Here is a 25053-nt window from a genome sequence, read left to right on the forward strand (position 1 = left end):
TAGCGCGGCTACTTGGCACATGAATGTGCAGCCCGCAAAGCAAAGAGCAAAATTGTTGGGTGAAAGTGCCCGGTTCGGGACGCACGCGATCAGCTGTCGAAGGCATTCTGCAGCCAGTTCAACTGATCGAGGTTGCTGTCGATGGCAACCACGTCGAAACGGCAGGGGGAATTGGCCCAACGCGACTCGCGCTGAAGAAAATACTGCGCGGCAAATATCAGCTTCTGCCGTTTGCGCTCATCGATGCTATCGAGCGCGCCACCCCATTGAGTGTTTTTTCTGTAGCGAACTTCAACGAATACTACTGTATCGCCATCAAGCATGACCAGATCAAGCTCGCCGCGTTTACACAACCAGTTCTGCGCCAGCAGGCGCAGACCCTGTTGTTGAAGATGCTCGAGCGCATGGCGCTCGGCATCTTTACCGCTTTGCTGGCGTGACCTGTCAGGCATTAGCGCGGGGTGTCCGGCAGGCGTTGAACCTGACCGCTGACGAACTGCGCCCACGGCAACTGACGCACGACGCGCTGGTTCTGAGTCATGCCCAAGCTGCCCGATTGACCCTCGATGCGGCTGTCCGGCAGTGCCTTGAGTTGTCCCAGGCGCGGAGCCAGGCGGTAGGCATCGACGCCCATCGCATACAAACGACCCAGGCTGCCGGCGGCTTGTGGCCATTGTGCAGTCACTTGCTTGCGCAGTGGGTCGTTGGCATCCAGTAACCATGGGGTTTCGCAGAAACGAATGCCGTTCATGTCGTTGTACTGATTCACGTCGCCGCTGGCACTGAACACGTGGGACGTGGCGTAAACCGGCACATCGCCTGCGTACTGGAAGTTCAGGGTCGGTTTGATCTGCTGGGCCTGCTGAGGTGTTGCGGCCAGGAAGATGAACTCGATGTCCTGGCGGCGCGAAGGTTGGGCGGCGACCTGCGAACCGACAGTGCTTTGCAGGCTTTTGGCGCGGCCTTCGCTCTGGCGCAGCTGGAACATGTCGGCGATCTGCTGGGCCAGTTGCACTGGCTGATCAACGCGCTCGGTGGCAACGATGCTGCCGCCGTTGGCTTGCCAATCCTGGCTGAACGCTCTGAGGACGCGGTCGCCCCATTCGCCTTTCGGCACCATGATCGCGGCGCGATGCAAGCCGTCGGCGCGAGCGCGACGGGACACTTCACGGGCTTCGTCTTCAGCGGCAAGACCGAACTGGAACAGCTGGGCCGGTCCTTGTTCGCCTTCGCTGTAGTTCAGCGCCAGGGTCGTGATCGGCAACTGCGGACGAGTGCTGAGTTGTTTGACCAGCGGTTTTTCCAGTGGGCCGACAACCAATTGCACGCCATCGGCCTGAGCCTTGCGATAGAACTCGTCCATCGATGTCAGGCGCGAGCTGTCATAGAACTCGATGGCAGGCGGCTTCTGGCCGGCCTGTTGAGCCTGGTAGTGCGCTGCCATGAAGCCTTCGCGAAGCGCTTTGCCGACCGATGCCAGCGGCCCGTCTTGCGGCAGCAGCAGGGCGATCTTGCTCAGGGGTTGGCTGGCCAGTTCCTTGAGTTTGGTCAGTGGCAGCGGCAGTTGAATAGCGGCCGGGTGCTTAGGGTTCTGGGCGCGCCAGTTGTCGATCGCGGCTTGTTGCTGCTCAAGCGTACCGGCCGTTTTAACCGCCAGCGCCAAGCCCATCCAGCCGCCGAGGTCGTCGTTGGTGGTCGGTTGCAATTGGTCGGTTGGCAGCGAGGCGATCAGAGTCCAGATCGCTTCGTGGTTTTTGCCTGCCGCTTCACCGCTCAACATCGGCGCGATGAAAATACGCTCCCGTGCGGCAGGGAGGGTCTGCCCATCGGCCTCAAGGGCGCGGGCATGCACGGTGCCGGTGCGAACCTGTTGCTCGACAGGCAATTCACCCAGGCGTTGCAGGCTCGGATGGCTTAGCGCGGTCAGTGCCGCTTTCGGCTGATTGCGCACCATGGCCAGTTCGGCTGCCAGCGTGCTGGCGAATACCTGTTGGCCGGGCTTGAGTTGCTCGACCGGCACTTGTTGCAGGATTTGCGCGGACTGGCCGGCATTGCCCTGACGATAAGCGAGGTCGGCCGCACTCAGGCGAAACAGCGCGGCTTGTTCCGGCGTTTTGCTTTTGGCGGCCTGATCGAGCAATTGCTCGATACTGGCATCCGGGGTCCGTGGAAGTTCGCCAAGGCTGGAAGAGGGCGAGCTGGCGCAAGCCGCCAGCAAGGCAGCGAGGCAGAGGGCAGTGAACAGCCGCAGGCAAGCGATCATGTAGTGTTCCTGATACTCGATCAAATTAGCGTGGAATTGTACCCAAGCACTGGCCGGGGCGCGATGTTACTGGCGTGAATCGATCAATTTAGCTCGTATAAATGTTGCAGCGCGGCACCAGAACCGGAAAAACCCGGGGGTGCTTGCACGTATCGCAAGCGTCGCTACGCGCTACAATGGCGGCTTTTACCGACCATGAGGTGTGCGCTTTGACTGCTCCAGGTGCTTTGAATTCCGCTGCTGGCTCGCTTTATGTGGTGGCGACGCCCATCGGCAACCTGGACGACATCAGTGCGCGCGCGCTGAAAATCCTGCGCGAGGTGGCATTGATCGCCGCCGAGGATACCCGTCATTCCCAACGGTTGATGCAGCACTTCGGCATCCCCACGCCGCTGGCGGCCTGTCATGAACATAACGAACGGGACGAAGGTAGCCGCTTTATTACCCGCCTGCTCGCTGGCGACGATGTTGCACTGATCTCCGACGCCGGGACGCCGCTGATCTCCGATCCGGGTTATCACCTGGTGCGTCAGGCCCGCGCGGCGGGGATCAATGTAGTGCCGGTCCCGGGGGCCTGCGCATTGATCGCAGCACTCTCGGCGGCAGGTTTGCCGTCGGACCGTTTTATCTTCGAAGGCTTCCTGCCGGCCAAGGCTGTCGGGCGGCGTGCTCGTCTGGAGTTGGTCAAGGAAGAACCGCGCACGCTGATTTTCTACGAAGCCCCGCACCGCATCCTTGAGTGCCTGCAAGACATGGAGCTGGTCTTCGGTGGCGAGCGCCCGGCGTTGCTGGCGCGAGAACTGACCAAAACCTTCGAAACATTGAAAGGCCTGCCATTGGCCGAGCTGCGCGAGTTCGTCGAGTCGGACAGCAATCAGCAGCGTGGTGAGTGCGTGGTGTTGGTGGCGGGCTGGTCCGCCCCCGAGACTGAAGATGCCGTCAGCAGTGAAGCGATGCGCATCCTTAATCTGTTGCTCGAAGAAATGCCGCTCAAGCGTGCCGCAGCATTGGCGGCGCAAATTACCGGCGAACGCAAGAATGTCCTGTATCAGGTCGCGCTGGATAAGCAGAAGGGCGAGTGAAACCCGACGTGCTGGAGTGGCTGCAGGTGTTTATCGCTTGTTCTTCGCCCGCTCTGCCGTTAACCTTCGCGGCGGAGAGTCGATCGGACAGTCGCTGCCCTCTATGAAAATTAGGGGGGGGAGGAAAGTCCGGGCTCCATAGGGCGAAGTGCCAGGTAATGCCTGGGAGGCGTGAGCCTACGGAAAGTGCCACAGAAAATAACCGCCTAAGCGCTTCGGCGCCGGTAAGGGTGAAAAGGTGCGGTAAGAGCGCACCGCACGTCTGGCAACAGTTCGTGGCTAGGTAAACCCCACTTGGAGCAAGACCAAATAGGGTCCCAAGGCGTGGCCCGCGCTGGGACCGGGTAGGTTGCTAAAGATGTCCAGTGATGGCCATCGTAGACGAATGACTGTTCAAGACAGAACCCGGCTTACAGATCGACTCTCCACCTTTTTCCCCCTCCCTGTTTGAATCGTTGAGCAGGGCGCTCGTAGTGGCAATTTCCCTCCTGCACAATCAATCGCATAACCTCTTTTGTAATACCGAAAAAATCTTACTCTTAACAAACTACTTTAACTTCTGAGCGCAGCCTTCTGTGCTGATTCAAGTTATTGAGAAAATTCATCCGCCAGATTGCCGTTACCCCTCCTGATACGCTCCTAAATCTCAGTTCTGTAAGGGTTTTCCTTTAATCCGCGCCTTGACGGTGCGGTGGCCGCATTCCTATAGTGTGCGCAAGTGGCGGAAAGTGGCATGAAGTGGGTTTTTTGAACGCAAAACGCTAACATTTGGAGAAACGCTGACGTGTTTCGCGGAGCTAACGCTATCAGTCTCGACGCAAAGGGCCGTCTCGCTATGCCGAGCCGGTACCGTGACGAGCTCGTTTCGCGTAGTTCCGGTCAGTTAATCGTCACAATTGATGCCGTTGATCCATGTTTGTGTGTTTACCCCCTCGATGAGTGGGAAATTATTGAAACCAAACTGCGCGCACTGCCTTCGCTTCGCGAAGAGAACCGCCGCCTGCAACGTTTACTGATTGGTAATGCCGTCGACCTCGAGCTCGATGGCAGTGGTCGTTTTCTGGTTCCACCGCGTCTTCGCGAATATGCCAGGTTGGATAAGCACGCGATGCTGGTAGGCCAACTGAACAAGTTCCAATTGTGGGACGAGGATGCCTGGGATGCGGTTTCTGCCGCTGACCTGGCTGCTATTCAACAACCGGGCGCCATGCCTGATGAACTGCGTGATTTGATCCTGTGACTATTGATAGCGGCTTTAACCACATCACCGTACTGCTTGACGAAGCCGTCGAGGCTCTCGCCGTACGTCCTGATGGCTGCTATCTGGACGGCACGTTCGGACGTGGCGGGCACAGTCGGCTGATTCTCAGCCAGCTCGGTCCCGAGGGTCGGTTGCTGGGGTTTGACAAGGATCCTCAAGCGATTGCCACCGGGCAGACGCTAGCGGCCGAAGACGGCCGCTTTGTCGTTGTGCAGCGCAGCTTTGCCGAGCTCGGTTCGGAAGTCGCCGAACGCGGTCTGGCCGGCAAGGTCAGCGGCGTTTTGCTCGATCTGGGCGTGTCCTCGCCGCAGCTCGACGACCCTGAGCGCGGTTTCAGTTTTCTCAATGATGGCCCGCTCGACATGCGCATGGACCCGTCCCGCGGGATCAGCGCAGCCGAATTCGTCAACACCGCGCCGGCGGAAGAAATCGCCCGGGTGTTCAAGGAATACGGCGAAGAACGTTTCTCCGGTCGCATGGCTCGTGCCGTGGCTGAGCGTCGCGACATCAAGCCGTTCGAGCGCACCGGCGACCTGGCCGAAGTCCTGAAAGTCGCCAACCCGGCGTGGGAAAAGGGCAAAAACCCCGCTACCCGTGCCTTCCAGGGCCTGCGTATTCACGTCAACAACGAATTGGGCGATCTGGAAGCCGGTCTCGAAGCCGCGCTGGAATCCCTGGAAATCGGTGGCCGTCTGGTGGTCATCAGCTTCCACTCGCTCGAAGACCGCATCGTCAAACTGTTCATGCGCAAACTGGTGAAAGGCGAAGCCGACAACCTGCCGCGCAACCTACCGGTACGTCACGTCGCTTTCGAACCGAAAATCAAAGTCCATGGCAAAGCGCAGTCCGCCTCCGAGGCCGAACTCAAAGCCAACCCACGTTCCCGTAGCGCCGTCATGCGCGTCGCGGAGAAGCTGCGGTGAGCAAGCTTTTCGCCAAGCCACTTCCCGGCGGAAGCTTTTTCATGCTGCTGCTGTTTGTGGGCGTGCTCGTGTCGGCCATCGGTGTGTCGTACAGCGCCCACTGGAACCGTCAGCTGTTGAACTCGCTGTACAACGAGTTGAGCGTGCGCGACAAGGCGCAGGCGGAATGGGGGCGGCTGATTCTCGAACAGAGTACCTGGACCGCGCACAGCCGTATCGAAGTGCTGGCCACCGAGCAACTGAAGATGCGCATTCCTGGCGCCGCTGAAGTGAAGATGGTGGCGCCATGATGAAACTCGAAGGCGCAATGTTCCCATGGCGGTTTCGCCTGGTGGTGGGTTTGCTCGGTGTCATGGTCGCAGCGATTTGCTGGCGAATCATTGACCTGCAAGTGGTCGACCGTGCCTTCCTCAAAGGCCAGGGCGACGCGCGCAGCGTTCGTCACATCCCGATTCCGGCTCACCGTGGTCTGATCACCGACCGTAACGGCGAGCCTTTGGCTGTCAGTACCCCGGTCACCACGCTGTGGGCCAATGCCAAGGAAATGCAACTGGCCAAAGAGAAGTGGCCCGCATTGGCGGCCGCATTGGGTCAGGATCCGAAAGCCCTGGCCGAGCGTCTCGAAGCCCAGGCCAACAAAGAATTTATCTATCTGGTGCGCGGGCTGACGCCTGAGCAAGGCCAGTCCGTGCTCGACCTGAAAGTGCCCGGTGTTTACGGCATCGAAGAATTCCGCCGTTTTTACCCGGCCGGCGAAGTAACGGCGCACATGGTCGGTTTTACCGACATCGATGACCACGGTCGTGAAGGTGTCGAACTGGCCTATGACGAATGGCTCGCCGGTGTCGCCGGCAAGCGTCAGGTGATCAAGGACCGGCGCGGTCGACTTATCAAAGATGTTCAGGTGACAAAAAACGCCAAGGCCGGCAAGCCCTTGGCGTTGTCCATTGACCTGCGTCTGCAATACCTGGCCAACCGTGAGCTGCGCAACGCGATCATCGAGAACGGCGCCAAGGCCGGCAGCCTGGTGATCATGGACGTGAAGACCGGCGAGATCCTCGCCATGGTTAACCAGCCGACCTACAACCCGAACAACCGTCGCAACCTGCAACCGGCGATGATGCGTAACCGCGCGATGATCGACGTGTTCGAACCGGGTTCGACCATGAAAGCGATTTCCATGAGCGCCGCCATCGAAACCGGCCGCTGGAAACCGACTGACACCGTCGAGGTGTACCCGGGCAGCTTGCAGATTGGTAAGTACACCATCAAGGACGTATCCAAGACCGAAGGTCCGGTCCTCGACCTGACCGGCATCCTGATCAACTCCAGTAACGTCGGCATGAGTAAGGTCGCGTTCGATATCGGCGGCGAAACCATTTTCCGTCTGGCACAGAAAGTCGGCCTCGGCCAGGACACCGGCCTCGGCTTCCCGGGCGAGCGCGTGGGCAACCTGCCGAACTACCGCGAGTGGCGCAAGGCTGAAACCGCGACGCTGTCCTACGGCTACGGCATTTCCGTGACCGCGATCCAGTTGGTCCACGCCTTCTCGGCCCTGGCCAACAACGGTCGCCTCGCGCCGCTGACCCTGATCAAGACCGACAAGGCGCCGCAGACCACGCAAGTGCTCCCGGAAGCCGTCGCCAAGACCATGCAAACCATGCTGCAACAAGTGATTGAGGCGCCGCGCGGTGTATTCCGCGCGCAAGTGCCGGCGTATCACGTGGGCGGCAAGTCGGGTACTGCGCGTAAAACGTCGGTCGGTACCAAAGGCTACGCCGAGAATTCCTACCGCTCGCTGTTCGCAGGCTTCGGCCCGATGAGCGATCCGCGATACGCCATTGTGGTGGTGATCGATGAACCGACCAAAGCCGGCTACTTCGGTGGTCTGGTCTCGGCGCCGGTGTTCAGCAAAGTGATGTCCGGGACCTTGCGCCTGATGAACGTCACGCCGGACAACCTGCCGCCGGTGCAACAAGCCAACGCAACACCGGTCGTTCCGCTGAAAGCCAATGGAGGGCGCGGCTGATGTCTCTGAGTCTGAACAAGATTTTCGCCCACGCCGGTCGCGATCTGTTGATCCGCGAACTGACACTGGACAGCCGCAACGTACGGGCTGGCGATCTGTTTCTTGCCGTCCCTGGCGGCAAGTTCGACGGGCGCGCACACATTGCCGATGCCTTGCAGCGCGGTGCAGCGGCGGTGGCGTATGAAGTCGAAGGCGCCACCGTGTTGCCGATCACGGACGTGCCGCTGATTCCGGTCAAAGGCCTGGCGGCGCAGCTGTCCGATATCGCCGGGCGTTTCTACGGTGAACCGAGCCGCCACCTGAACCTGGTCGGCGTGACCGGGACCAACGGCAAAACCAGCGTGACCCAATTGGTTGCACAAGCACTGGATTTGCTCGGCCAGCATTGCGGCATTGTCGGCACCCTGGGCACCGGATTTTACGGCGCGCTGGAAAGCGGCCTGCACACCACGCCGAACCCGATCGCCGTGCAAGCGACCCTCGCTGACCTGAAAAAGGCTGGCGCCAAAGCCGTGGCGATGGAAGTGTCTTCCCACGGCCTGGATCAGGGTCGCGTGACTGCATTGGCGTTTGATGTGGCGGTGATGACCAACCTTTCCCGAGATCATCTGGATTACCACGGCACCATGCAGGCCTATGGCGAAGCCAAGGCCAAGCTGTTTGCCTGGAATGATTTGAAATGCCGGGTGGTGAACCTCGACGACGATTTCGGCCGGCAACTGGCCGCCGAAAAACGTGAGTCGCGCCTGATCACCTACAGTCTGCTCGACAGCAGTGCCTACCTGTTTTGCCGCGAAGCGCAGTTCGACGACGAAGGCGTGCGCGCCACGTTGGTCACGCCGCAAGGCGAGCATCATCTGCGCAGCACCTTGCTCGGCCGCTTTAACCTGAGCAACGTCCTGGCAGCGGTCGGCGCCTTGCTCGGTCTCGACTACGCGCTGGACGAAATCCTCAAGGTCCTGCCAAAACTCGAAGGCCCTGCCGGACGCATGCAGCGCCTGGGCGGCGGCACTCAGCCGCTGGTGGTGGTCGATTACGCCCACACCCCGGATGCGCTGGAAAAAGTATTGATGGCCCTGCGTCCACACGCCAAAGGTCGTTTGCTGTGCCTGTTCGGCTGTGGCGGTGATCGCGATCGCGGCAAGCGTCCGCTGATGGCTGAAGTGGTCGAACGTCTCGCTGATGGCGTGCTGGTGACGGATGACAACCCGCGCACCGAAGACCCGGCAGTGATCTTTGATGACATCCGCGCCGGTTTCACCAACGTGGATAAGGTCACGTTCGTCGCCGGTCGTGGTCAGGCTATTGCGCAGTTGATCGCCAGTGCTTCAGTGGATGACGTGATTGTCCTGGCCGGTAAAGGCCACGAGGACTATCAGGAAATCAACGGCCAGCGCCATGACTTCTCGGATCTGGTCGAGGCTAATCATGCCTTGACCGCGTGGGAGGCGGCTCATGCTTAAGAACCTGAAACTGAGCGAACTGACCAGCGCACTGAATGGCCGCTTGATCGCCGTAGATGCCACGTTCCATGGCGTCAGCATCGACAGCCGTGCGATCAAGTCGGGCCAACTGTTTATTGCGTTGACCGGCCCGCGTTTCGACGGTCATGACTATTTGAACGACGTGGCGAACAAAGGCGCCGTGGCTGCCCTGGTCGAACGCGAAGTGGCCGACAGTGCGCTGCCGCAATTGCTGGTCAAGGACACACGTCAGGCCCTTGGGCAACTGGGTGCGATGAACCGTGCAGCGTTCACTCATCCTGTCGCCGCCATCACCGGTTCCAGCGGCAAGACCACGGTCAAGGAAATGCTCGCGAGCATCCTGCGCACCCGCGGTCCGGTGTTGGCGACTCGTGGCAACCTCAACAATGACCTCGGCGTGCCGCTGACCTTGCTTGAGCTCGCGCCGGAACACACCGCCGCAGTGATCGAACTCGGCGCTTCGCGCCTCGGCGAAATTGCCTACACCGTCGGCATGACCAAGCCCCATGTGGCCGTGCTCAACAACGCCGGGACCGCCCACGTTGGCGAGTTTGGCGGGCCGGAAAAAATCGTTGAAGCCAAAGGCGAGATTATTGAAGGGCTGGCGGCCGATGGCATTGCCGTGCTCAACCTTGACGACAAGGCATTCGAGATCTGGAAGACCCGCGCTGCCGGTCGCAAAGTGCTGACCTTCGCCCTGAGCAACGTCAGCGCCGACTTCTACGCCAGCGATCTGGACCGTGACGCGCGCGGCTGCCCGGCGTTCAATCTGCACAGTCCTGAAGGTGTGGAGCACGTTCAACTGAACCTGCTCGGCACCCATAACGTCGCCAATGCCATGGCCGCCGCCGCTGCGGCGCACGCCTTGGGCGTGTCGCTGTTCGGCATCGCCACCGGCCTCGGCGCGGTGCAGCCGGTCAAGGGCCGCACCGTCGCGCAGCTGGCCAGCAATGGCATGCGCGTGATCGATGACACTTACAACGCGAACCCCACCTCCATGTGCGCCGCCGTTGATATACTCGCCGGCTTTTCCGGTCGCACCGTTCTGGTGCTCGGGGATATCGGTGAGTTGGGCGATTGGGCGGAGCAGGGGCACCGCGATGTGGGTGAATACGCCCGCGGCAAGGTTTGCGCGCTTTACGCGGTCGGGCCATTGATGGCTCACGCCGTAAACGCTTTTGGCGAGCAGGCTTATCACTTCACCACGCAGGCTGAACTGATCAAGGCCCTGGGCGCCGAGCAAGACACAAACACCACCATTTTGATCAAGGGCTCGCGCAGCGCTGCGATGGAAAACATCGTCGCCGCTTTGTGCGGGTCCAGTCTGGAGAAGCATTAATGCTGCTGCTGCTAGCGGAGTATCTGCAACAGTTCTACAAAGGCTTCGCGGTCTTTCAGTACCTGACCCTGCGCGGGATTCTCGGTGTGCTGACCGCGCTGGTTTTGTCGCTGTGCTATGGCCCGTGGATGATCCGCACGTTGCAGAATCGTCAGATCGGCCAGTCCGTTCGTAACGACGGTCCGCAATCGCACCTGTCCAAATCCGGCACTCCGACCATGGGCGGTGCACTGATCCTGTCGTCCATCGGCGTCAGCACTTTGCTCTGGGCTGACCTGAGCAACCGCTATGTGTGGACCGTGTTGCTGGTGACGTTGCTGTTCGGTGCCATCGGTTGGGTCGATGACTATCGCAAGGTAATCGAGAAAAACTCGAAAGGCTTGCCGAGCCGCTGGAAGTATTTCTGGCAGTCGGTGTTTGGCCTCGCCGCGGCGATCTTCCTTTATAAGACCGCTGCGACCCCGGTCGAAACCACCCTGATCCTGCCGATGCTCAAGGACTACAGCATTCCGCTGGGCGCAGGCTTCATCGTCCTGACCTATTTCGTGATCGTCGGTTCGAGCAACGCGGTCAACCTGACCGACGGCCTCGACGGCCTGGCGATCATGCCGACCGTGATGGTCGGCGGTGGCCTGGGGATTTTCTGCTACCTGTCGGGTAACGTGAAATTCGCCGAATACCTGCTGATCCCGTACGTACCCGGAGCCGGTGAGCTGATCGTGTTCTGCGGTGCATTGATCGGTGCGGGCCTCGGGTTCCTGTGGTTCAACACCTATCCGGCACAAGTCTTCATGGGTGACGTCGGCGCGCTGGCGCTGGGCGCAGCCCTGGGCACCATCGCGGTGATCGTCCGGCAGGAAATCGTCCTGTTCATCATGGGCGGCGTGTTCGTGATGGAGACCCTGTCAGTCGTCATTCAGGTTGCCTCCTTCAAACTGACCGGTCGCCGTGTGTTCCGCATGGCGCCGATTCACCACCACTTTGAACTCAAGGGCTGGCCCGAGCCACGCGTGATCGTCCGTTTCTGGATCATCACCGTGATTCTCGTGTTGGTCGGCCTTGCCACCCTGAAGCTGAGGTAGAACGAGTGTCTCTGATCGCTTCTGACCACTTCCGCATCGTTGTCGGCCTCGGCAAGAGCGGCATGTCCCTGGTTCGCTTCCTGGCGAACCGGGGCACGTCGTTTGCCGTGGCCGATACGCGGGAAAATCCACCGGAACTGGCCACGCTCAAGCGTGACTATCCGCACGTGGAAGTGCGTTGTGGCGAGCTGGACTTCGAATTCCTGTGCCGTGCCGACGAGCTCTACGTGAGCCCCGGCCTGGCGCTGGCGACCCCGGCCCTGCAGGCCGCCGCCGCCCGTGGCGTGAAATTGTCCGGCGACATCGAGTTGTTCGCGCGTAATGCGAAGGCGCCAATTGTCGCCATCAGCGGTTCCAACGCGAAAAGCACCGTGACCACGCTGGTGGGCGAGATGGCGGCTGCGGCCGGTAAGCGCGTCGCGGTCGGCGGCAACCTCGGTACGCCGGCGCTGGACCTGCTTAGCGATGACGTCGAGTTGTACGTGATGGAGCTGTCGAGCTTCCAGCTCGAAACCACCGACCAACTCAACGCCGAAGTGGCGACCGTGCTCAACGTCAGCGAAGACCACATGGACCGCTACAGCGGTCTGCCGGCTTATCACCTGGCCAAGCACCGGATCTTCCGTGGCGCCAAACAGTTCGTGGTCAACCGTCAGGACGCCCTGAGCCGTCCGTTGATGGGTGAAGGTCAGCCATGCTGGACCTTCGGTTTGAGCAAACCCGATTTCAAGGCCTTTGGGATCCGGGAAGAAGACGGCGAGAAATACCTGGCCTTCGAATTCCAGAACCTGATGCCGGTGCGCGAGTTGAAAATTCGCGGTGCCCACAATCAGTCCAACGCCCTGGCGGCTCTGGCCCTGGGGCACGCGGTCGGCCTGCCGTTCGACGCCATGCTGTCGAGCCTGCGCACGTTCGCCGGTCTCGAACATCGCTGCCGGTGGGTCCGTGACCTGGACGGTGTGAGCTACTACAACGATTCCAAAGCCACCAACGTCGGCGCCGCATTGGCCGCCATCGAAGGGTTGGGCGCGGACATCGACGGCAAGGTCGTGCTGATCGCCGGTGGCGACGGCAAGGGCGCCGAGTTCAACGATCTGCGTAATCCGGTGGCGGCCAACTGCCGCGCCGTGATCCTGATGGGCCGTGACTCCGACAAGATCGGTGAGGCCATTGGCGACGCCGTGCCGCTGATCCGCGCCACTTCGCTGGTCGAAGCGGTTGAGCAATGCCGCGCCGCTGCGCAACCGGGCGACGTGGTGCTGTTGTCGCCGGCCTGCGCCAGTTTCGACATGTTCAAGAATTACGAAGACCGTGGTCACCAGTTCGTCCGCGCCGTGGAGGATCTGGCATGAGCCTGCTCAACATCATCAAGCCGTATCCTTCGCCGCTCATTACCGGACGCGGCATCGACCTCGACTTTCCGATGCTCGCCGGTTGCCTGGCCTTGCTCGGCCTCGGGCTGGTGATGATCGCGTCTGCTTCGACCGAAGTGGCGGCCGTGCAGTCGGGCAGTGCGCTGTACTACATGATTCGCCATTTGATCTACGTGGTGTTGGGCCTGGGTGCCTGCATCGTCACCATGATGATTCCGATCGCCACTTGGCAGCGCCTGGGCTGGCTGATGCTGATTGGTGCGTTCGGTTTGCTGGTGATGGTGATCATTCCCGGGATCGGCCGTGAAGTGAACGGCTCGATGCGCTGGATCGGTTTCAGTTTCTTCAACGTGCAGCCGTCCGAGATTGCCAAGGTGTTCGTGGTGATCTACCTCGCCGGGTATCTGGTGCGGCGCCAGAAAGAAGTGCGTGAAAGCTGGATGGGCTTCTTCAAGCCGTTCATCGTGCTGCTGCCGATGGCAGGTCTGTTGCTGATGGAGCCGGACTTCGGTGCAACCGTCGTGATGATGGGCGCTGCGGCGGCGATGCTGTTTCTCGGCGGGGTCGGGCTGTTCCGGTTCTCCTTGATGGTGGTTCTGGCAGTCGCGGCGGTGGTGTTGTTGATTCAGGTGCAGCCGTATCGAATGGCGCGTCTGACCAACTTTGCCGATCCGTGGGCGGACCAGTTCGGCGCCGGCTACCAGTTATCGCAAGCCTTGATCGCGTTTGGTCGCGGTGAATGGCTGGGCGTAGGCCTGGGCAACAGCGTGCAGAAACAGTTCTACCTGCCGGAAGCCCACACCGACTTCGTGTTCTCGGTCCTGGCCGAAGAGCTGGGAGCCGTGGGTTCCTTGTTCACCGTGGCGTTGTTCGTGTTTGTCTGTATTCGCGGCATGTACATCGGTTATTGGGCCGAGAAGGCCAAGCAATTCTTCGCCGCTTATATCGCGTACGGCTTGTCATTCCTGTGGATTGGTCAGTTCCTGATCAACATCGGGGTGAACGTCGGTCTGCTGCCAACCAAAGGCCTGACCCTGCCGTTCCTCAGTTATGGCGGCAGTTCGTTGGTGATCTGCTGTGCCTGTCTCGGTTTGTTGCTGCGCATTGAATGGGAGAGTCGAACCCATCTGGGCAGTGAGGAGATGGAATTCCATGAGAGCGACTTCGCCGAGGAGCCGACCCATGGGCGCTAACGTATTGATCATGGCGGGCGGCACCGGTGGTCACGTGTTTCCGGCACTGGCCTGCGCTCGCGAGTTCCAGGCCCGTGGTTACACGGTGCATTGGCTCGGGACGCCGCGCGGCATTGAAAACGATCTGGTGCCGATGGCCGGCATCGAGCTGCACCGCATCAACGCCAGCGGCCTGCGCGGCAAGGGCAAGTTGTCCCTGCTCAAGGCGCCGCTGATGTTGCTCAAATCCGTCTGGCAGGCGCGGGCGATCATTCGTCAGTTGCAGCCGGTGTGCGTGGTTGGCTTCGGTGGTTACGTGACCGGTCCTGGTGGCGTTGCAGCCAAACTGGCCGGCGTGCCGGTGATCGTTCATGAACAGAACGCCGTGGCCGGTACCGCCAATCGGTTGCTGGTGCCGTTGGCCGCCCGAGTCTGTGAAGCGTTCCCTGACACCTTTACCCTGTCGGACAGCCGACGGACCACCGGTAACCCGGTGCGCACCGAGCTGTTCCTCGATACCCCGCGACCAGCCCTGGCCGGTCGCAAGGCGCGTTTGCTGATCCTCGGCGGAAGCCTGGGCGCAGAACCGTTGAACAAGTTGCTGCCTGAAGCCCTGTCGCAAGTCGCCGTCGACCTGCGCCCGGAAGTGTTCCATCAGGCCGGCAAAAACCACGATGAAGTGACTGCAGAGCGCTATCGCGCGGCTGGCGTCGAGGCGCAAGTGCAGCCTTTCATCAAAGACATGGCCCATGCCTATGGCTGGGCCGACCTGGTGGTGTGCCGTGCAGGCGCGTTGACCATCAGTGAACTGGCCGCCGCCGGTCTGCCCTCGATGCTGGTGCCTTTGCCCCACGCGATCGACGATCACCAGACCCGCAACGCCGATTATTTGGCCCGTGAAGGCGCTGCCTTCCTGATGCCGCAAAGAACGACTGGCGCAGCGGATCTGGCCGCACGCCTGACAGAGGTCCTGATGCAACCACAACGACTCACCGACATGGCCACTGCGGCACGCCGCCTGGCCAAACCCGATGCGACCCGTAACGTGGTCGATACCTGCCTGGAGGTGGCCCATGGTTGAGAATCAGAAAGCCATGCCACAACCGGAAATGCGCCGCATCCGTCGCATCCACTTCGTCGGTATCGGCGGCGTGGGCATGTGCGGTATCGCCGAAGTGTTGCTGAACCTGGGCTATGAAGTGTCCGGTTCCGACCTGAAAGCTTCGCCGGTCACCGAGCGTCTCGAATCCTTCGGCGCCCAGATTTTTATCGGCCACCGTGCCGAGAACGCTGCCGCCGCCGACGTGTTGGTGGTGTCGAGCGCCGTGAACACCTCCAACCCGGAAGTCGCCACCGCGCTTGAGCGCCGTATTCCGGTGGTGCCGCGTGCCGAGATGCTGGCTGAACTGATGCGCTATCGCCACGGCATCGCCGTTGCCGGTACGCACGGCAAAACCACCACTACCAGCCTGATCGCTTCGGTGTTCGCCGCCGGTGGCCTCGATCCGACGTTCGTCATCGGTGGTCGCCTGAATGCAGCCGGCACCAATGCCCAGCTCGGCACCAGCCGCTACCTGATCGCCGAAGCCGACGAGAGCGACGCCAGTTTCCTGCACTTGCAGCCACTGGTGGCCGTGGTCACCAACATCGACGCCGACCACATGGCGACCTACGACGGCGACTTCAACAAACTGAAGAAAACCTTCGTCGAGTTCCTGCACAACCTGCCGTTCTACGGTTTGGCAGTGGTGTGCCTGGACGATCCGGTGGTGCGTGAAATTCTGCCGCTGGTCAAGCGCCCGACGGTCACCTACGGCTTCGGCGACGATTGCGACGTGCGCGCAATCAATGTCCGTCAGCAAGGCATGCAGACTTTTTTCACCGTGCTGCGCCCTGAGCGCGAGCCGTTGGATGTCTCGGTCAACATGCCGGGCAACCACAATGTATTGAACGCCTTGGCGACCATCTGCATTGCCTCCGATGAAGGCGTCAGCGATGAAGCCATTGTCCAGGGCCTGTCCGGGTTCCAGGGTGTCGGCCGCCGCTTCCAGGTCTACGGCGAACTGCCGGTTGAGGGCGGCAACGTGATGCTGGTCGACGACTACGGTCACCACCCGACCGAAGTCGCCGCCGTGATCAAAGCCGTGCGCGGTGGCTGGCCGGAGCGTCGCCTGGTGATGGTTTACCAGCCGCACCGCTACAGCCGCACCCGCGACCTGTACGACGATTTCGTCAATGTACTGGCCGACGCCAACGTCCTGCTGCTGATGGAAGTCTATCCGGCCGGCGAAGAGCCGATTCCGGGCGCGGACAGCCGCAAGCTGTGCAACAGCATCCGTCAGCGCGGTCAGCTCGACCCGATCTACATCGAGCGCGGCGTCGATCTCGCACCTGTCGTCAAGCCGCTGCTGCGTGCCGGCGACATCCTGCTGTGCCAGGGCGCCGGTGATATCGGCGGTCTCGCACCGAAACTGTTGAACAGTCCGTTGTTCGCTGGCGCCGTTGCCGCGCCGAGCGTGGGGAAGTTGAAATGACTGCTGCTTACGCCAACCTCGTCTCCACTATTGCGCCGAAAGATTTCGGCCGCGTCGCCGTGCTCTTCGGCGGCAAGAGTGCCGAGCGCGAAGTGTCCCTGAAGTCGGGTAACGCGGTTCTCGAAGCGCTGCAAAGCGCGGGTGTGGACGCGTTCGGTCTCGACGTCGGCGATGACCTTTTGCAGCGTTTGCTCAACGAAAAAATCGACCGCGCGTTCATCATTCTCCACGGTCGTGGCGGTGAAGACGGCAGCATGCAAGGCCTGCTGGAATGCCTGGGCATTCCGTACACCGGCAGCGGCATTCTGGCGTCGGCACTGGCCATGGACAAACTGCGCACCAAGCAGGTCTGGCACAGCCTCGGCATTCCGACGCCACGCCACGCGGTACTGAGTTGCGAGGCCGATTGTATTTCGGCGGCGACGGAACTGGGCTTCCCTTTGATCGTCAAACCGGCCCATGAAGGTTCAAGTATCGGGATGGCCAAAGTGACTTCCGCGCCCGAGTTGATTGAAGCGTGGAAAGCGGCCAGTACCTACGATTCGCAAGTGTTGGTCGAGCAATGGATTCAAGGTCCGGAGTTCACCATCGCCACCCTGCGTGACCAGGTGTTGCCACCGATTGCCCTGGGCACGACGCACAGTTTCTACGACTACGACGCCAAGTACGTGGCTTCCGATACTCAGTACCGGATTCCATGCGGCCTGGACAGCAACAAGGAAAAAGAACTGATGGACCTCACGGCGAAAGCCTGTGAGGCGCTGGGTATCGCCGGTTGGGGCAGGGCTGACGTGATGCAGGACGCCGAAGGGCAGTTCTGGTTCCTCGAAGTCAACACCGCACCGGGCATGACCGATCACAGTTTGGTCCCGATGGCGGCCCGTGCCGCCGGTCTGGATTTCCAGCAATTGGTCCTGGCGATCCTGGCCGCCAGTGTTGAGGTTCGAGGGTAAGACCATGCAAGGCGCACAGCTAAGACATCAGCCCCCTCCAGCACCCGGCCGCAAGCCGGTGCCGCGGGGTGCCAGCCGAATGGTGGCCAAAGAGCCGATGTCTGCGCGCCTGCCGAAAGCCAATTTTGGTTTTCTCAAAAGCCTGTTCTGGCCGGTGCTGCTGGTTGCGCTGGGGTTCGGCACTTACGAAGGCGCACAGCGTTTGCTGCCGTACGCCGACCGGCCGATCACCAAGGTCGCGGTGCAGGGCGACCTGAGCTACATCAGCCAGCAAGCGGTGCAGCAGCGAATCGCCCCGTACGTGGCGTCGAGCTTCTTCACCATCGACCTGGCGAGCATGCGCACCGAGCTGGAACAGATGCCATGGATTGCCCACGCCGAAGTGCGTCGGGTGTGGCCGGATCAAGTGGTGATCCGCCTGGAAGAACAACTGCCGGTGGCCCGTTGGGGCGATGAGTCGCTGTTGAACAACCAGGGTCAGGCGTTCACCCCGCGTGAGCTGGCGAACTACGAACACTTGCCACAGCTGTTCGGCCCACAACGGGCTCAGCAGCAAGTGATGCAGCAATACCAGGTACTGAGCCAGATGCTCAGGCCGTTGGGCTTCTCGATTGCACGCCTGGAGTTGCGTGAACGGGGCAGCTGGTTCCTGACCACCGGTGCCGGCAGTTCGGGCCCGGGGATCGAACTGCTGCTGGGCCGCGGCAACCTGGTGGAAAAGATGCGCCGTTTCATTGCCATCTACGACAAGACGCTTAAAGAACAGATTACGAACATTGCGCGCATCGATCTGCGCTACGCCAACGGCCTCGCTGTTGGCTGGCGGGAACCTGTAGCGCCCACGACAGCCCAACCCGCTGTCGCGAAGAATTAAGAAGAGGCAGGACCCATGGCAAACGTGCAAAGCGGCAAAATGATCGTCGGTCTCGATATCGGCACCTCCAAGGTGGTGGCGCTGGTAGGCGAGGTCTCGGACGACGGCACGCTGGAAATCGTCGGGATCGGCACTCATCCGTCCCGCGGCCTGAAGAAAGGCGTGGTGGTGAACATCGAGTCCACTGTGCAGTCGATCCAGCGCGCAATCGAAGAAGCGCAGCTGATGGCCGGTTGCCGGATCCACTCGGCGTTCGTCGGCGTGGCCGGCAATCACATCCGCAGCCTGAACTCCCACGGCATCGTCGCGATTCGTGATCGCGAAGTCAGCTCCGCCGACCTTGAACGCGTCCTCGACGCTGCCCAGGCCGTGGCGATCCCGGCGGATCAGCGCGTATTGCACACCCTGCCGCAGGATTACGTGATCGATAACCAGGAAGGCGTTCGTGAACCTCTGGGCATGTCCGGCGTACGTCTGGAAGCCAAGGTCCACGTGGTCACCTGCGCCGTCAACGCCGCACAGAACATTGAAAAATGCGTGCGCCGCTGCGGCCTGGAAATCGACGACATCATTCTCGAGCAACTGGCGTCCGCGTACTCGGTGTTGACCGATGACGAGAAAGAGCTGGGCGTGTGCCTGGTGGACATCGGCGGTGGCACCACCGACATCGCGATCTTCACTGAAGGCGCGATCCGTCACACCGCGGTGATCCCGATTGCGGGCGATCAGGTGACCAACGACATCGCCATGGCGCTGCGCACCCCGACCCAGTACGCCGAAGAAATCAAGATTCGCTACGCCTGCGCCCTGGCCAAACTGGCCGGTGCCGGCGAAACCATCAAGGTCCCGAGCGTGGGCGACCGTCCACCGCGCGAGCTGTCCCGCCAGGCCCTGGCCGAAGTGGTCGAGCCGCGTTACGACGAGCTGTTCACGCTGATCCAGGCCGAACTGCGTCGCAGCGGCTACGAAGACCTGATCCCGGCCGGCATCGTGCTGACCGGTGGCACGTCGAAGATGGAAGGCGCGGTCGAACTGGCCGAAGAGATTTTCCACATGCCGGTCCGCCTGGGCGTGCCGCATGGCGTCAAGGGCCTCGACGACGTGGTGCGCAACCCGATTTATTCCACCGGCGTCGGCCTGTTGATGTACGGCCTGCAGAAGCAGTCCGACGGGATTTCGTTCTCGGGCATCAGCAGCCGCGACAGCTACAGCAATGACGAACCGAAAGCCGCCCTGCTCGATCGCATCAAGAGCTGGGTACAAGGCAACTTCTGAAGAATTACCGCAGCACCGTTGTAGATACAGGCAGTAGGCGAAAAAACTAGAGAATCAAAGGAGAGGGAAAATGTTCGAACTCGTAGACAACATCCCCGCAAGCCCGGTAATTAAAGTTATCGGTGTTGGCGGAGGCGGCGGCAACGCTGTCAACCACATGGTCAAGAGCAACATTGAAGGCGTTGAATTCATCTGCGCCAACACTGATGCCCAGGCGCTGAAAAGCATCAGCGCGCGGACCATCCTGCAACTGGGCACCAGCGTGACCAAAGGTCTCGGCGCTGGCGCCAACCCTGAAGTAGGTCGTCAGGCCGCTCTCGAAGATCGTGAGCGCATTGCCGAAGTCCTGCAGGGCACCAACATGGTGTTCATCACCACCGGCATGGGCGGCGGTACCGGTACCGGTGCTGCGCCGATCATTGCCGAAGTGGCCAAGGAAATGGGGATCCTCACCGTTGCGGTGGTGACCCGTCCGTTCCCGTTCGAAGGTCGCAAGCGCATGCAGCTCGCCGACGAAGGCATCCGCCTGCTGTCGGAAAGCGTCGACTCGTTGATCACCATTCCTAACGAGAAGCTGCTGACCATCCTCGGTAAGGACGCCAGCCTGCTGTCGGCTTTCGCCAAGGCTGACGATGTACTGGCCGGTGCCGTTCGCGGTATCTCCGACATCATCAAGCGTCCGGGCATGATCAACGTCGACTTTGCCGACGTGCGTACCGTGATGAGCGAAATGGGCATGGCGATGATGGGCACTGGCTGCGCCAGCGGTCCGAACCGTGCACGCGAGGCCACCGAAGCGGCCATTCGCAACCCGCTGCTGGAAGACGTGAACCTGCAAGGTGCACGCGGCATCCTGGTGAACATCACCGCCGGTCCTGACCTGTCCCTGGGTGAGTACTCCGACGTGGGTAGCATCATCGAAGCCTTCGCTTCCGAGCACGCGATGGTCAAGGTCGGTACCGTTATCGATCCTGACATGCGCGACGAGTTGCACGTGACTGTGGTTGCCACCGGTCTGGGCGCGAAAATCGAGAAGCCTGTGAAGGTCATCGACAACACGGTTCACACTTCCATGGCGTCGCAGCCGCAACAATCGGCTCCCGCTCGTCAGGAAGCGCCAGCGGTTAACTACCGTGACCTGGACCGTCCGACCGTCATGCGCAACCAGGCTCAGGCCGGTGCTGCGACTGCCGCGAAGATGAATCCGCAAGACGATCTGGATTACCTGGACATCCCGGCTTTCCTGCGTCGTCAGGCCGATTAATGGAATGTATCAGGGCTATGAAGGTGATTGGTGTTCAGCAAAGGCGCGGTCTGCTATCATCGCCAGCCTTTGTTGATACCAGTTCGCAATTTGCGCTGAAGCGGCCCAAGCCATGATTAAACAACGCACACTGAAAAATATTATCCGTGCCACAGGTGTCGGCCTGCACTCCGGGGAGAAGGTATACCTGACCCTCAAGCCTGCACCTGTCGACACCGGCATCGTGTTTGTTCGTGCCGATCTGGACCCCGTGGTGCAGATTCCTGCTCGCGCGGAAAACGTTGGCGAAACCACGATGTCGACCACGCTGGTCAACGGTGACGTCAAAGTGGACACGGTGGAGCACTTGCTCTCGGCCATGGCTGGCCTGGGCATCGATAACGCCTACGTCGAGCTCTCCGCGTCCGAAGTCCCGATCATGGATGGTAGCGCTGGACCTTTCGTATTCCTGATTCAATCGGCCGGCCTGGAAGAACAGGACGCACCGAAGAAGTTCATCCGGATCCTGCGGGAAGTGACAGTGGAAGATGGCGACAAGCGCGCCACTTTCGTCCCTTTCGAAGGTTTCAAGGTGAGTTTCGAGATCGATTTCGATCACCCGGTTTTCCGTAACCGCACACAAAGTGCAAGCGTGGATTTTTCCAGTACTTCGTTCGTAAAAGAAGTCAGCCGCGCCCGTACCTTTGGTTTCATGAGTGACATCGAGTACCTGCGCAAGCACAACCTCGCACTCGGCGGCAGCGTTGAAAACGCTATTGTGGTCGACGCGGATGGTGTACTGAACGAAGACGGCCTTCGCTATGAAGACGAATTCGTGAAGCACAAGATCCTCGATGCAATTGGTGACCTCTACCTGCTGGGCAATAGCCTGATTGGTGAGTTCAAGGGCTTCAAGTCCGGACATGCATTGAACAACCAGCTGCTGCGCAAGTTGATTGAGCAGACAGATGCTTGGGAAGTCGTGACTTTCGAAGACGCCAGCACTGCACCGATCTCTTACATGCGTCCGGTTGCGGCGGTGTAAGCAAAAAACCTCTCTAGTTTTTAAAGGCTGCCTTCGGGTGGCCTTTTTTTATGCCTGCCGGAAAGTGATGCGGTGTTCATTCTGGCCCCATCGCGGGCAAGCCCGGCTCCCACAGGTTATGCGTCGTACCCAAATCTTTGGCATCCCCCGATACCTGTGGGAGCCGGGCTTGCCCGCGATGAGGGCGGTCGTAACACCTTGGACCTCACTGCGTAGCCACCACCCGATTCCGCCCACTTTCCTTCGCCTGATACAGCGCCTTGTCCGCCGCAAACAGCAACTGTTCAAGGCTGGTATCGGTGGTCGGGGTCCAGGTGCTGATGCCAATACTGACAGTGATCGGTGATTCCACCCCTGCCACAAACGGCAGTTGCTCCACCGCAGATCGAATGTGTTCAGCAATCTGCTGTGCCCCCGCGCTGTCCGTTTCCGCCAGGATGACCGAAAACTCCTCCCCTCCGTAGCGGGCGACCAGATCCGTCGGGCGCCGTACGTGCTCGGCGATCACTTTGGCCAAGGCACGTAGCGCATCGTCACCCGCCTGATGGCCATGTTGATCGTTGAACGCCTTGAAGTGGTCGGCATCGATCATCAGCACCGACAGCGGTTTGCCGGAGCGTTGCGCGCGAAACCACTCATGACGCAGGGTTTGATCGAGCATTCGGCGGTTGGCCACGCCGGTCAGCGCATCGGTGGCGGCCAATTGTGCGAGTTCCTGCTCGGCGTTGTGCCGCAGGCGCAACTCCCGACACAGCAGCCATGTCAGCCAGAGCAGGCCGATGCACAGAACGCCGGTGGCGAAGCTGATCACGATCGCGGTGCGTTTCCAGGTGGCGAACACCTCGTTGCCGGAGAGGGCGACGATCACTGTCAACGGCAGGTTGCCGACCCTGGAAAAGGTATACAGCCGTCGCTGCTGGTCAACGCTCGACACGCTGTCGAAGCTGCCACTGCCCTCGCGCAGGATGCGCACGACGTTCGGGCGGCTGGCGAAGGTTTTGCCGATCGAGTCGTTTTCCAGATAGGGCTTCTGCGCCAGCAAAATACCTTCGTCGTTGATGATCGACAGCGCACTGTCGGTGCCGATGTTCAGGCTATTGAACAACTGATCAAAGTAGCTCAAGCGCATCGACGCCACGGCGACACCCATAAAATCGCCGGTGGCCGAGGAGATGCGGCGGCTGAAGCTGATGCGCCATTCGTCGCTGTCGTCGCAGTCGCAACGGGGCTTGAACGGCCGACTGATGAACATGCCGCTGTCGCGGTTGAAGGCGTGCGCGAGGAAGTAATCGCGATCGGCAAAGTTGCCGGGCTTGGGCTCGATCAACGACGAGTCGGCCAGCACCTCGCCGTGCTTGTCCAGCAACAGAATGTCACCCTTGAAGCGTGCCGTGGTAGAGCGGTCAAACAGCACGAGGTGGCGGATTTGCGCTGACACCTGCTTTAAGTCATCCCGTTGCGAGGCGGCAATCAGGCCTTGCAGGGTCAAGTCGTAGAGTTCGACGGTACGCAGCACGTCGGCATTGATCAGTTGCGCAATCGTTGTAGCACCGCGTGTGGCCGCCTGCTGGGCGTTGGCGTGTTCGCGGATCAGCAGGAAGGTGACGATGCTGAGAATCGCAATGACTGTCAGGGAGCTGCCGAGGATCACCATGAGCTCCGGGCGGCCGGTCTTGGCTGAAACGAGTGGGGGGCGGCTCGCGAGCATGGGAAATAGGTCTGCTTGAGGAGCAAAAAAAAAGGCCAGCAAAACGCGCTGGCCTTTACTGCCTAGAGCTTAGAAGACATTGAGCGGGTAGTCGACGATCACCCGGTATTCGTCGGTGTCCTGATCCAGCGCGCCATAGCCATTGCCGCCACGGTTGGTGGCCCATTGCAGGCGCACTGCCAAGTCCTTGGCCTTGCCGTCCTGGACCACGTATTTGAGGTCGACATCGCGTTCCCAGTGCTGGGCATTTTTGCCGTCGGCGCTGTACCACGACGCATAACCGCGACTCTGCAGGTCGACCTTGGTCAGGTCCAGCTCGCCCCGGGAGTAAGACACTGCCGAGGTCAGGCCGGGTAGGCCGAGTCCGACAAAGTCGTAGGCATACTTGAGTTTCCACGAGCGTTCATTCGGACCGTTGAAGTCGGAATACTGCTGAGAGTTGTCGAGAAAAATGCTGTCGCCCTGGCTGATGTAATCGAACGGTGTATTGCCGTTGACCCGCTGGTAGGCGGCGGTGACGCTGTGATTGCCCACGCCGACGGTGAAATGCAGGCTGTAAGTGTTGTTGTCGATGTTGCCCAGCAGCGCATCACCGGTGTCTTGCGTGTGATAAATGTGCAGGCCCGGGTTGAGGCTGACTCGTTCGTTCAGCGCGTAGGTGTAATCAAGGTCGTAGTAGTACTGGTTCCAGATGTCCTTGAGCTCGGCGGCGTAAAGGCTGCTGGTCAACCCCGGCAGGCCGCTCCAGGCCACGCCGGCCCAATTCAGGTGCTGGCTTTCGTCGCCCTCGGCGAGGCTGCCATAAGAGGTGCCGATGCGCGTATGACCGCTTTGGTTGTAGGGCTTGGTGAAACTCGCCTGGCCACCTTCGATCAGAAAACCGTCGAAGCTGTGATTGCTCAGGCTGACGCCGCGAAAGGTCTGCGGCAGCATGCGCGTCTCGCCGCCGGCGATCACCGGGTTAGTGAGAAACAGGTCGCCCGCCTTCAGCTCGGTATTGAAGGCGCGCATTTTCAGTGTGCCCCCCGCCGTTGAAAACGACCCCGGCGCTTTGCCGTTGCCCTCGCCGATCGGCAGGATGCTCGAATTGTCAGTGCCGCCACCGCCGTCGAGCTTGAGCCCGAGCATGGCGTGGGCATCGACGCCGAAACCGACGGTGCCGTCGCTGAAGCCTGATTCGAAAATGCCGAGGAAACCCTGGCCCCATTCGATGTTATCGTCCGCCTGCTGCAGGCGGTTGCGGTTCATGTAGTAGTTGCGGGCATTAAGGTTGAGGCTCGCCCCTTCGACGAAACCCTCATGATCGGCTGCTTCGACGTTGATCGGCATCGTTACGGCAATTGCAATGAACAGCGGATTGAATCTTTGAGGGAAACGCACTAGCGGTACAGCTCCTTGGGTCAACTGAACACT

General features: G+C 60.7%; 21 protein-coding genes and 1 other RNA gene. 18 read left to right on the forward strand and 4 right to left on the reverse strand.

Going from position 1 to position 25053, the window contains the following annotated elements; all coding sequences use genetic code 11:
• Positions 1-89: 89 nt before the first annotated feature.
• On the reverse strand, positions 90-452 hold the full coding sequence (locus tag ACI77H_RS09410; protein WP_019582357.1) for a YraN family protein: 363 nt from the start codon (positions 450-452) through the stop codon (positions 90-92).
• Positions 452-2263, reverse strand: coding sequence for a penicillin-binding protein activator (locus ACI77H_RS09415; RefSeq protein WP_407011664.1), 1812 nt, complete (start codon positions 2261-2263; stop codon positions 452-454). The genes ACI77H_RS09410 and ACI77H_RS09415 overlap by 1 nt, the downstream gene beginning before the upstream one ends.
• Positions 2264-2439: 176 nt before the next feature.
• Here ACI77H_RS09415 and rsmI point away from each other — a divergent pair, with 176 nt between their 5' ends.
• The 18 genes from rsmI to lpxC all read left to right on the forward strand — a co-directional run bounded on the left by rsmI (position 2440) and on the right by lpxC (position 21932).
• On the forward strand, positions 2440-3345 hold the full coding sequence (rsmI, locus tag ACI77H_RS09420) for a 16S rRNA (cytidine(1402)-2'-O)-methyltransferase (protein ID WP_161990822.1): 906 nt from the start codon (positions 2440-2442) through the stop codon (positions 3343-3345).
• Positions 3346-3420: 75 nt separating this feature from the next.
• Positions 3421-3774, forward strand: an RNA gene (gene rnpB / locus ACI77H_RS09425) — RNase P RNA component class A.
• Between the two features lie 355 nt (positions 3775-4129).
• Positions 4130-4585 carry a division/cell wall cluster transcriptional repressor MraZ gene (gene mraZ, locus ACI77H_RS09430; protein ID WP_407011665.1) on the forward strand — a complete coding sequence of 152 codons (456 nt, stop codon included), beginning with the start codon at positions 4130-4132 and terminating at the stop codon, positions 4583-4585.
• Positions 4582-5529: a 16S rRNA (cytosine(1402)-N(4))-methyltransferase RsmH gene (gene rsmH / locus ACI77H_RS09435; RefSeq protein WP_407011666.1), complete on the forward strand. Its 948-nt coding sequence runs from the start codon at positions 4582-4584 to the stop codon at positions 5527-5529. The genes mraZ and rsmH overlap by 4 nt, the downstream gene beginning before the upstream one ends.
• Entirely contained in the window at positions 5526-5819 is a 294-nt protein-coding gene (gene ftsL, locus ACI77H_RS09440) for a cell division protein FtsL (protein WP_407011667.1), read from the forward strand. Before rsmH ends, ftsL begins: the two co-directional genes overlap by 4 nt.
• On the forward strand, positions 5819-7558 hold the full coding sequence (locus tag ACI77H_RS09445; RefSeq protein WP_214384926.1) for a penicillin-binding protein 2: 1740 nt from the start codon (positions 5819-5821) through the stop codon (positions 7556-7558). Before ftsL ends, ACI77H_RS09445 begins: the two co-directional genes overlap by 1 nt.
• Positions 7558-9021 (forward strand): UDP-N-acetylmuramoyl-L-alanyl-D-glutamate--2,6-diaminopimelate ligase, encoded by a 1464-nt coding sequence (locus ACI77H_RS09450; protein ID WP_407011668.1) that lies wholly within the window; start codon positions 7558-7560, stop codon positions 9019-9021. The genes ACI77H_RS09445 and ACI77H_RS09450 overlap by 1 nt, the downstream gene beginning before the upstream one ends.
• On the forward strand, positions 9014-10381 hold the full coding sequence (gene murF, locus ACI77H_RS09455) for a UDP-N-acetylmuramoyl-tripeptide--D-alanyl-D-alanine ligase (RefSeq protein ID WP_407011669.1): 1368 nt from the start codon (positions 9014-9016) through the stop codon (positions 10379-10381). The genes ACI77H_RS09450 and murF overlap by 8 nt, the downstream gene beginning before the upstream one ends.
• Positions 10381-11463 (forward strand): phospho-N-acetylmuramoyl-pentapeptide-transferase, encoded by a 1083-nt coding sequence (gene mraY / locus ACI77H_RS09460; RefSeq protein WP_407011670.1) that lies wholly within the window; start codon positions 10381-10383, stop codon positions 11461-11463. The genes murF and mraY overlap by 1 nt, the downstream gene beginning before the upstream one ends.
• A gap of 5 nt (positions 11464-11468) precedes the next feature.
• Entirely contained in the window at positions 11469-12815 is a 1347-nt protein-coding gene (gene murD / locus ACI77H_RS09465) for a UDP-N-acetylmuramoyl-L-alanine--D-glutamate ligase (protein ID WP_407011671.1), read from the forward strand.
• Positions 12812-14029: a putative lipid II flippase FtsW gene (gene ftsW / locus ACI77H_RS09470; protein ID WP_407011672.1), complete on the forward strand. Its 1218-nt coding sequence runs from the start codon at positions 12812-12814 to the stop codon at positions 14027-14029. Before murD ends, ftsW begins: the two co-directional genes overlap by 4 nt.
• On the forward strand, positions 14019-15089 hold the full coding sequence (gene murG, locus ACI77H_RS09475; protein WP_407011673.1) for an undecaprenyldiphospho-muramoylpentapeptide beta-N-acetylglucosaminyltransferase: 1071 nt from the start codon (positions 14019-14021) through the stop codon (positions 15087-15089). The genes ftsW and murG overlap by 11 nt, the downstream gene beginning before the upstream one ends.
• Positions 15082-16542, forward strand: coding sequence for a UDP-N-acetylmuramate--L-alanine ligase (murC, locus tag ACI77H_RS09480; protein ID WP_407011674.1), 1461 nt, complete (start codon positions 15082-15084; stop codon positions 16540-16542). Before murG ends, murC begins: the two co-directional genes overlap by 8 nt.
• The gene (locus tag ACI77H_RS09485) at positions 16539-17495 is read left to right on the forward strand and encodes a D-alanine--D-alanine ligase (RefSeq protein ID WP_407011675.1); all 957 of its coding nucleotides are present in this window, start codon (positions 16539-16541) and stop codon (positions 17493-17495) included. Before murC ends, ACI77H_RS09485 begins: the two co-directional genes overlap by 4 nt.
• Positions 17496-17499: 4 nt before the next feature.
• Entirely contained in the window at positions 17500-18369 is an 870-nt protein-coding gene (locus ACI77H_RS09490) for a cell division protein FtsQ/DivIB (protein ID WP_407011676.1), read from the forward strand.
• A gap of 15 nt (positions 18370-18384) precedes the next feature.
• Positions 18385-19644, forward strand: a complete 1260-nt coding sequence (gene ftsA, locus ACI77H_RS09495) for a cell division protein FtsA (protein WP_008025987.1) — start codon at positions 18385-18387, stop codon at positions 19642-19644.
• 70 nt (positions 19645-19714) lie between these two features.
• Positions 19715-20908, forward strand: a complete 1194-nt coding sequence (gene ftsZ / locus ACI77H_RS09500) for a cell division protein FtsZ (RefSeq protein WP_150633452.1) — start codon at positions 19715-19717, stop codon at positions 20906-20908.
• Between the two features lie 112 nt (positions 20909-21020).
• Positions 21021-21932, forward strand: coding sequence for a UDP-3-O-acyl-N-acetylglucosamine deacetylase (lpxC, locus tag ACI77H_RS09505; protein WP_407011677.1), 912 nt, complete (start codon positions 21021-21023; stop codon positions 21930-21932).
• Between the two features lie 205 nt (positions 21933-22137).
• Here lpxC and ACI77H_RS09510 read toward each other — a convergent pair whose 3' ends face one another.
• Both ACI77H_RS09510 and ACI77H_RS09515 read right to left on the reverse strand, forming a co-directional pair.
• Positions 22138-23640 (reverse strand): diguanylate cyclase, encoded by a 1503-nt coding sequence (locus ACI77H_RS09510; protein ID WP_407011678.1) that lies wholly within the window; start codon positions 23638-23640, stop codon positions 22138-22140.
• 69 nt (positions 23641-23709) lie between these two features.
• Positions 23710-25020 (reverse strand): OprD family porin, encoded by a 1311-nt coding sequence (locus tag ACI77H_RS09515; protein WP_407011679.1) that lies wholly within the window; start codon positions 25018-25020, stop codon positions 23710-23712.
• Positions 25021-25053: the final 33 nt, after the last annotated feature.

The organism is Pseudomonas sp. O230, from assembly GCF_045447035.1.
Lineage (GTDB): Bacteria > Pseudomonadota > Gammaproteobacteria > Pseudomonadales > Pseudomonadaceae > Aquipseudomonas.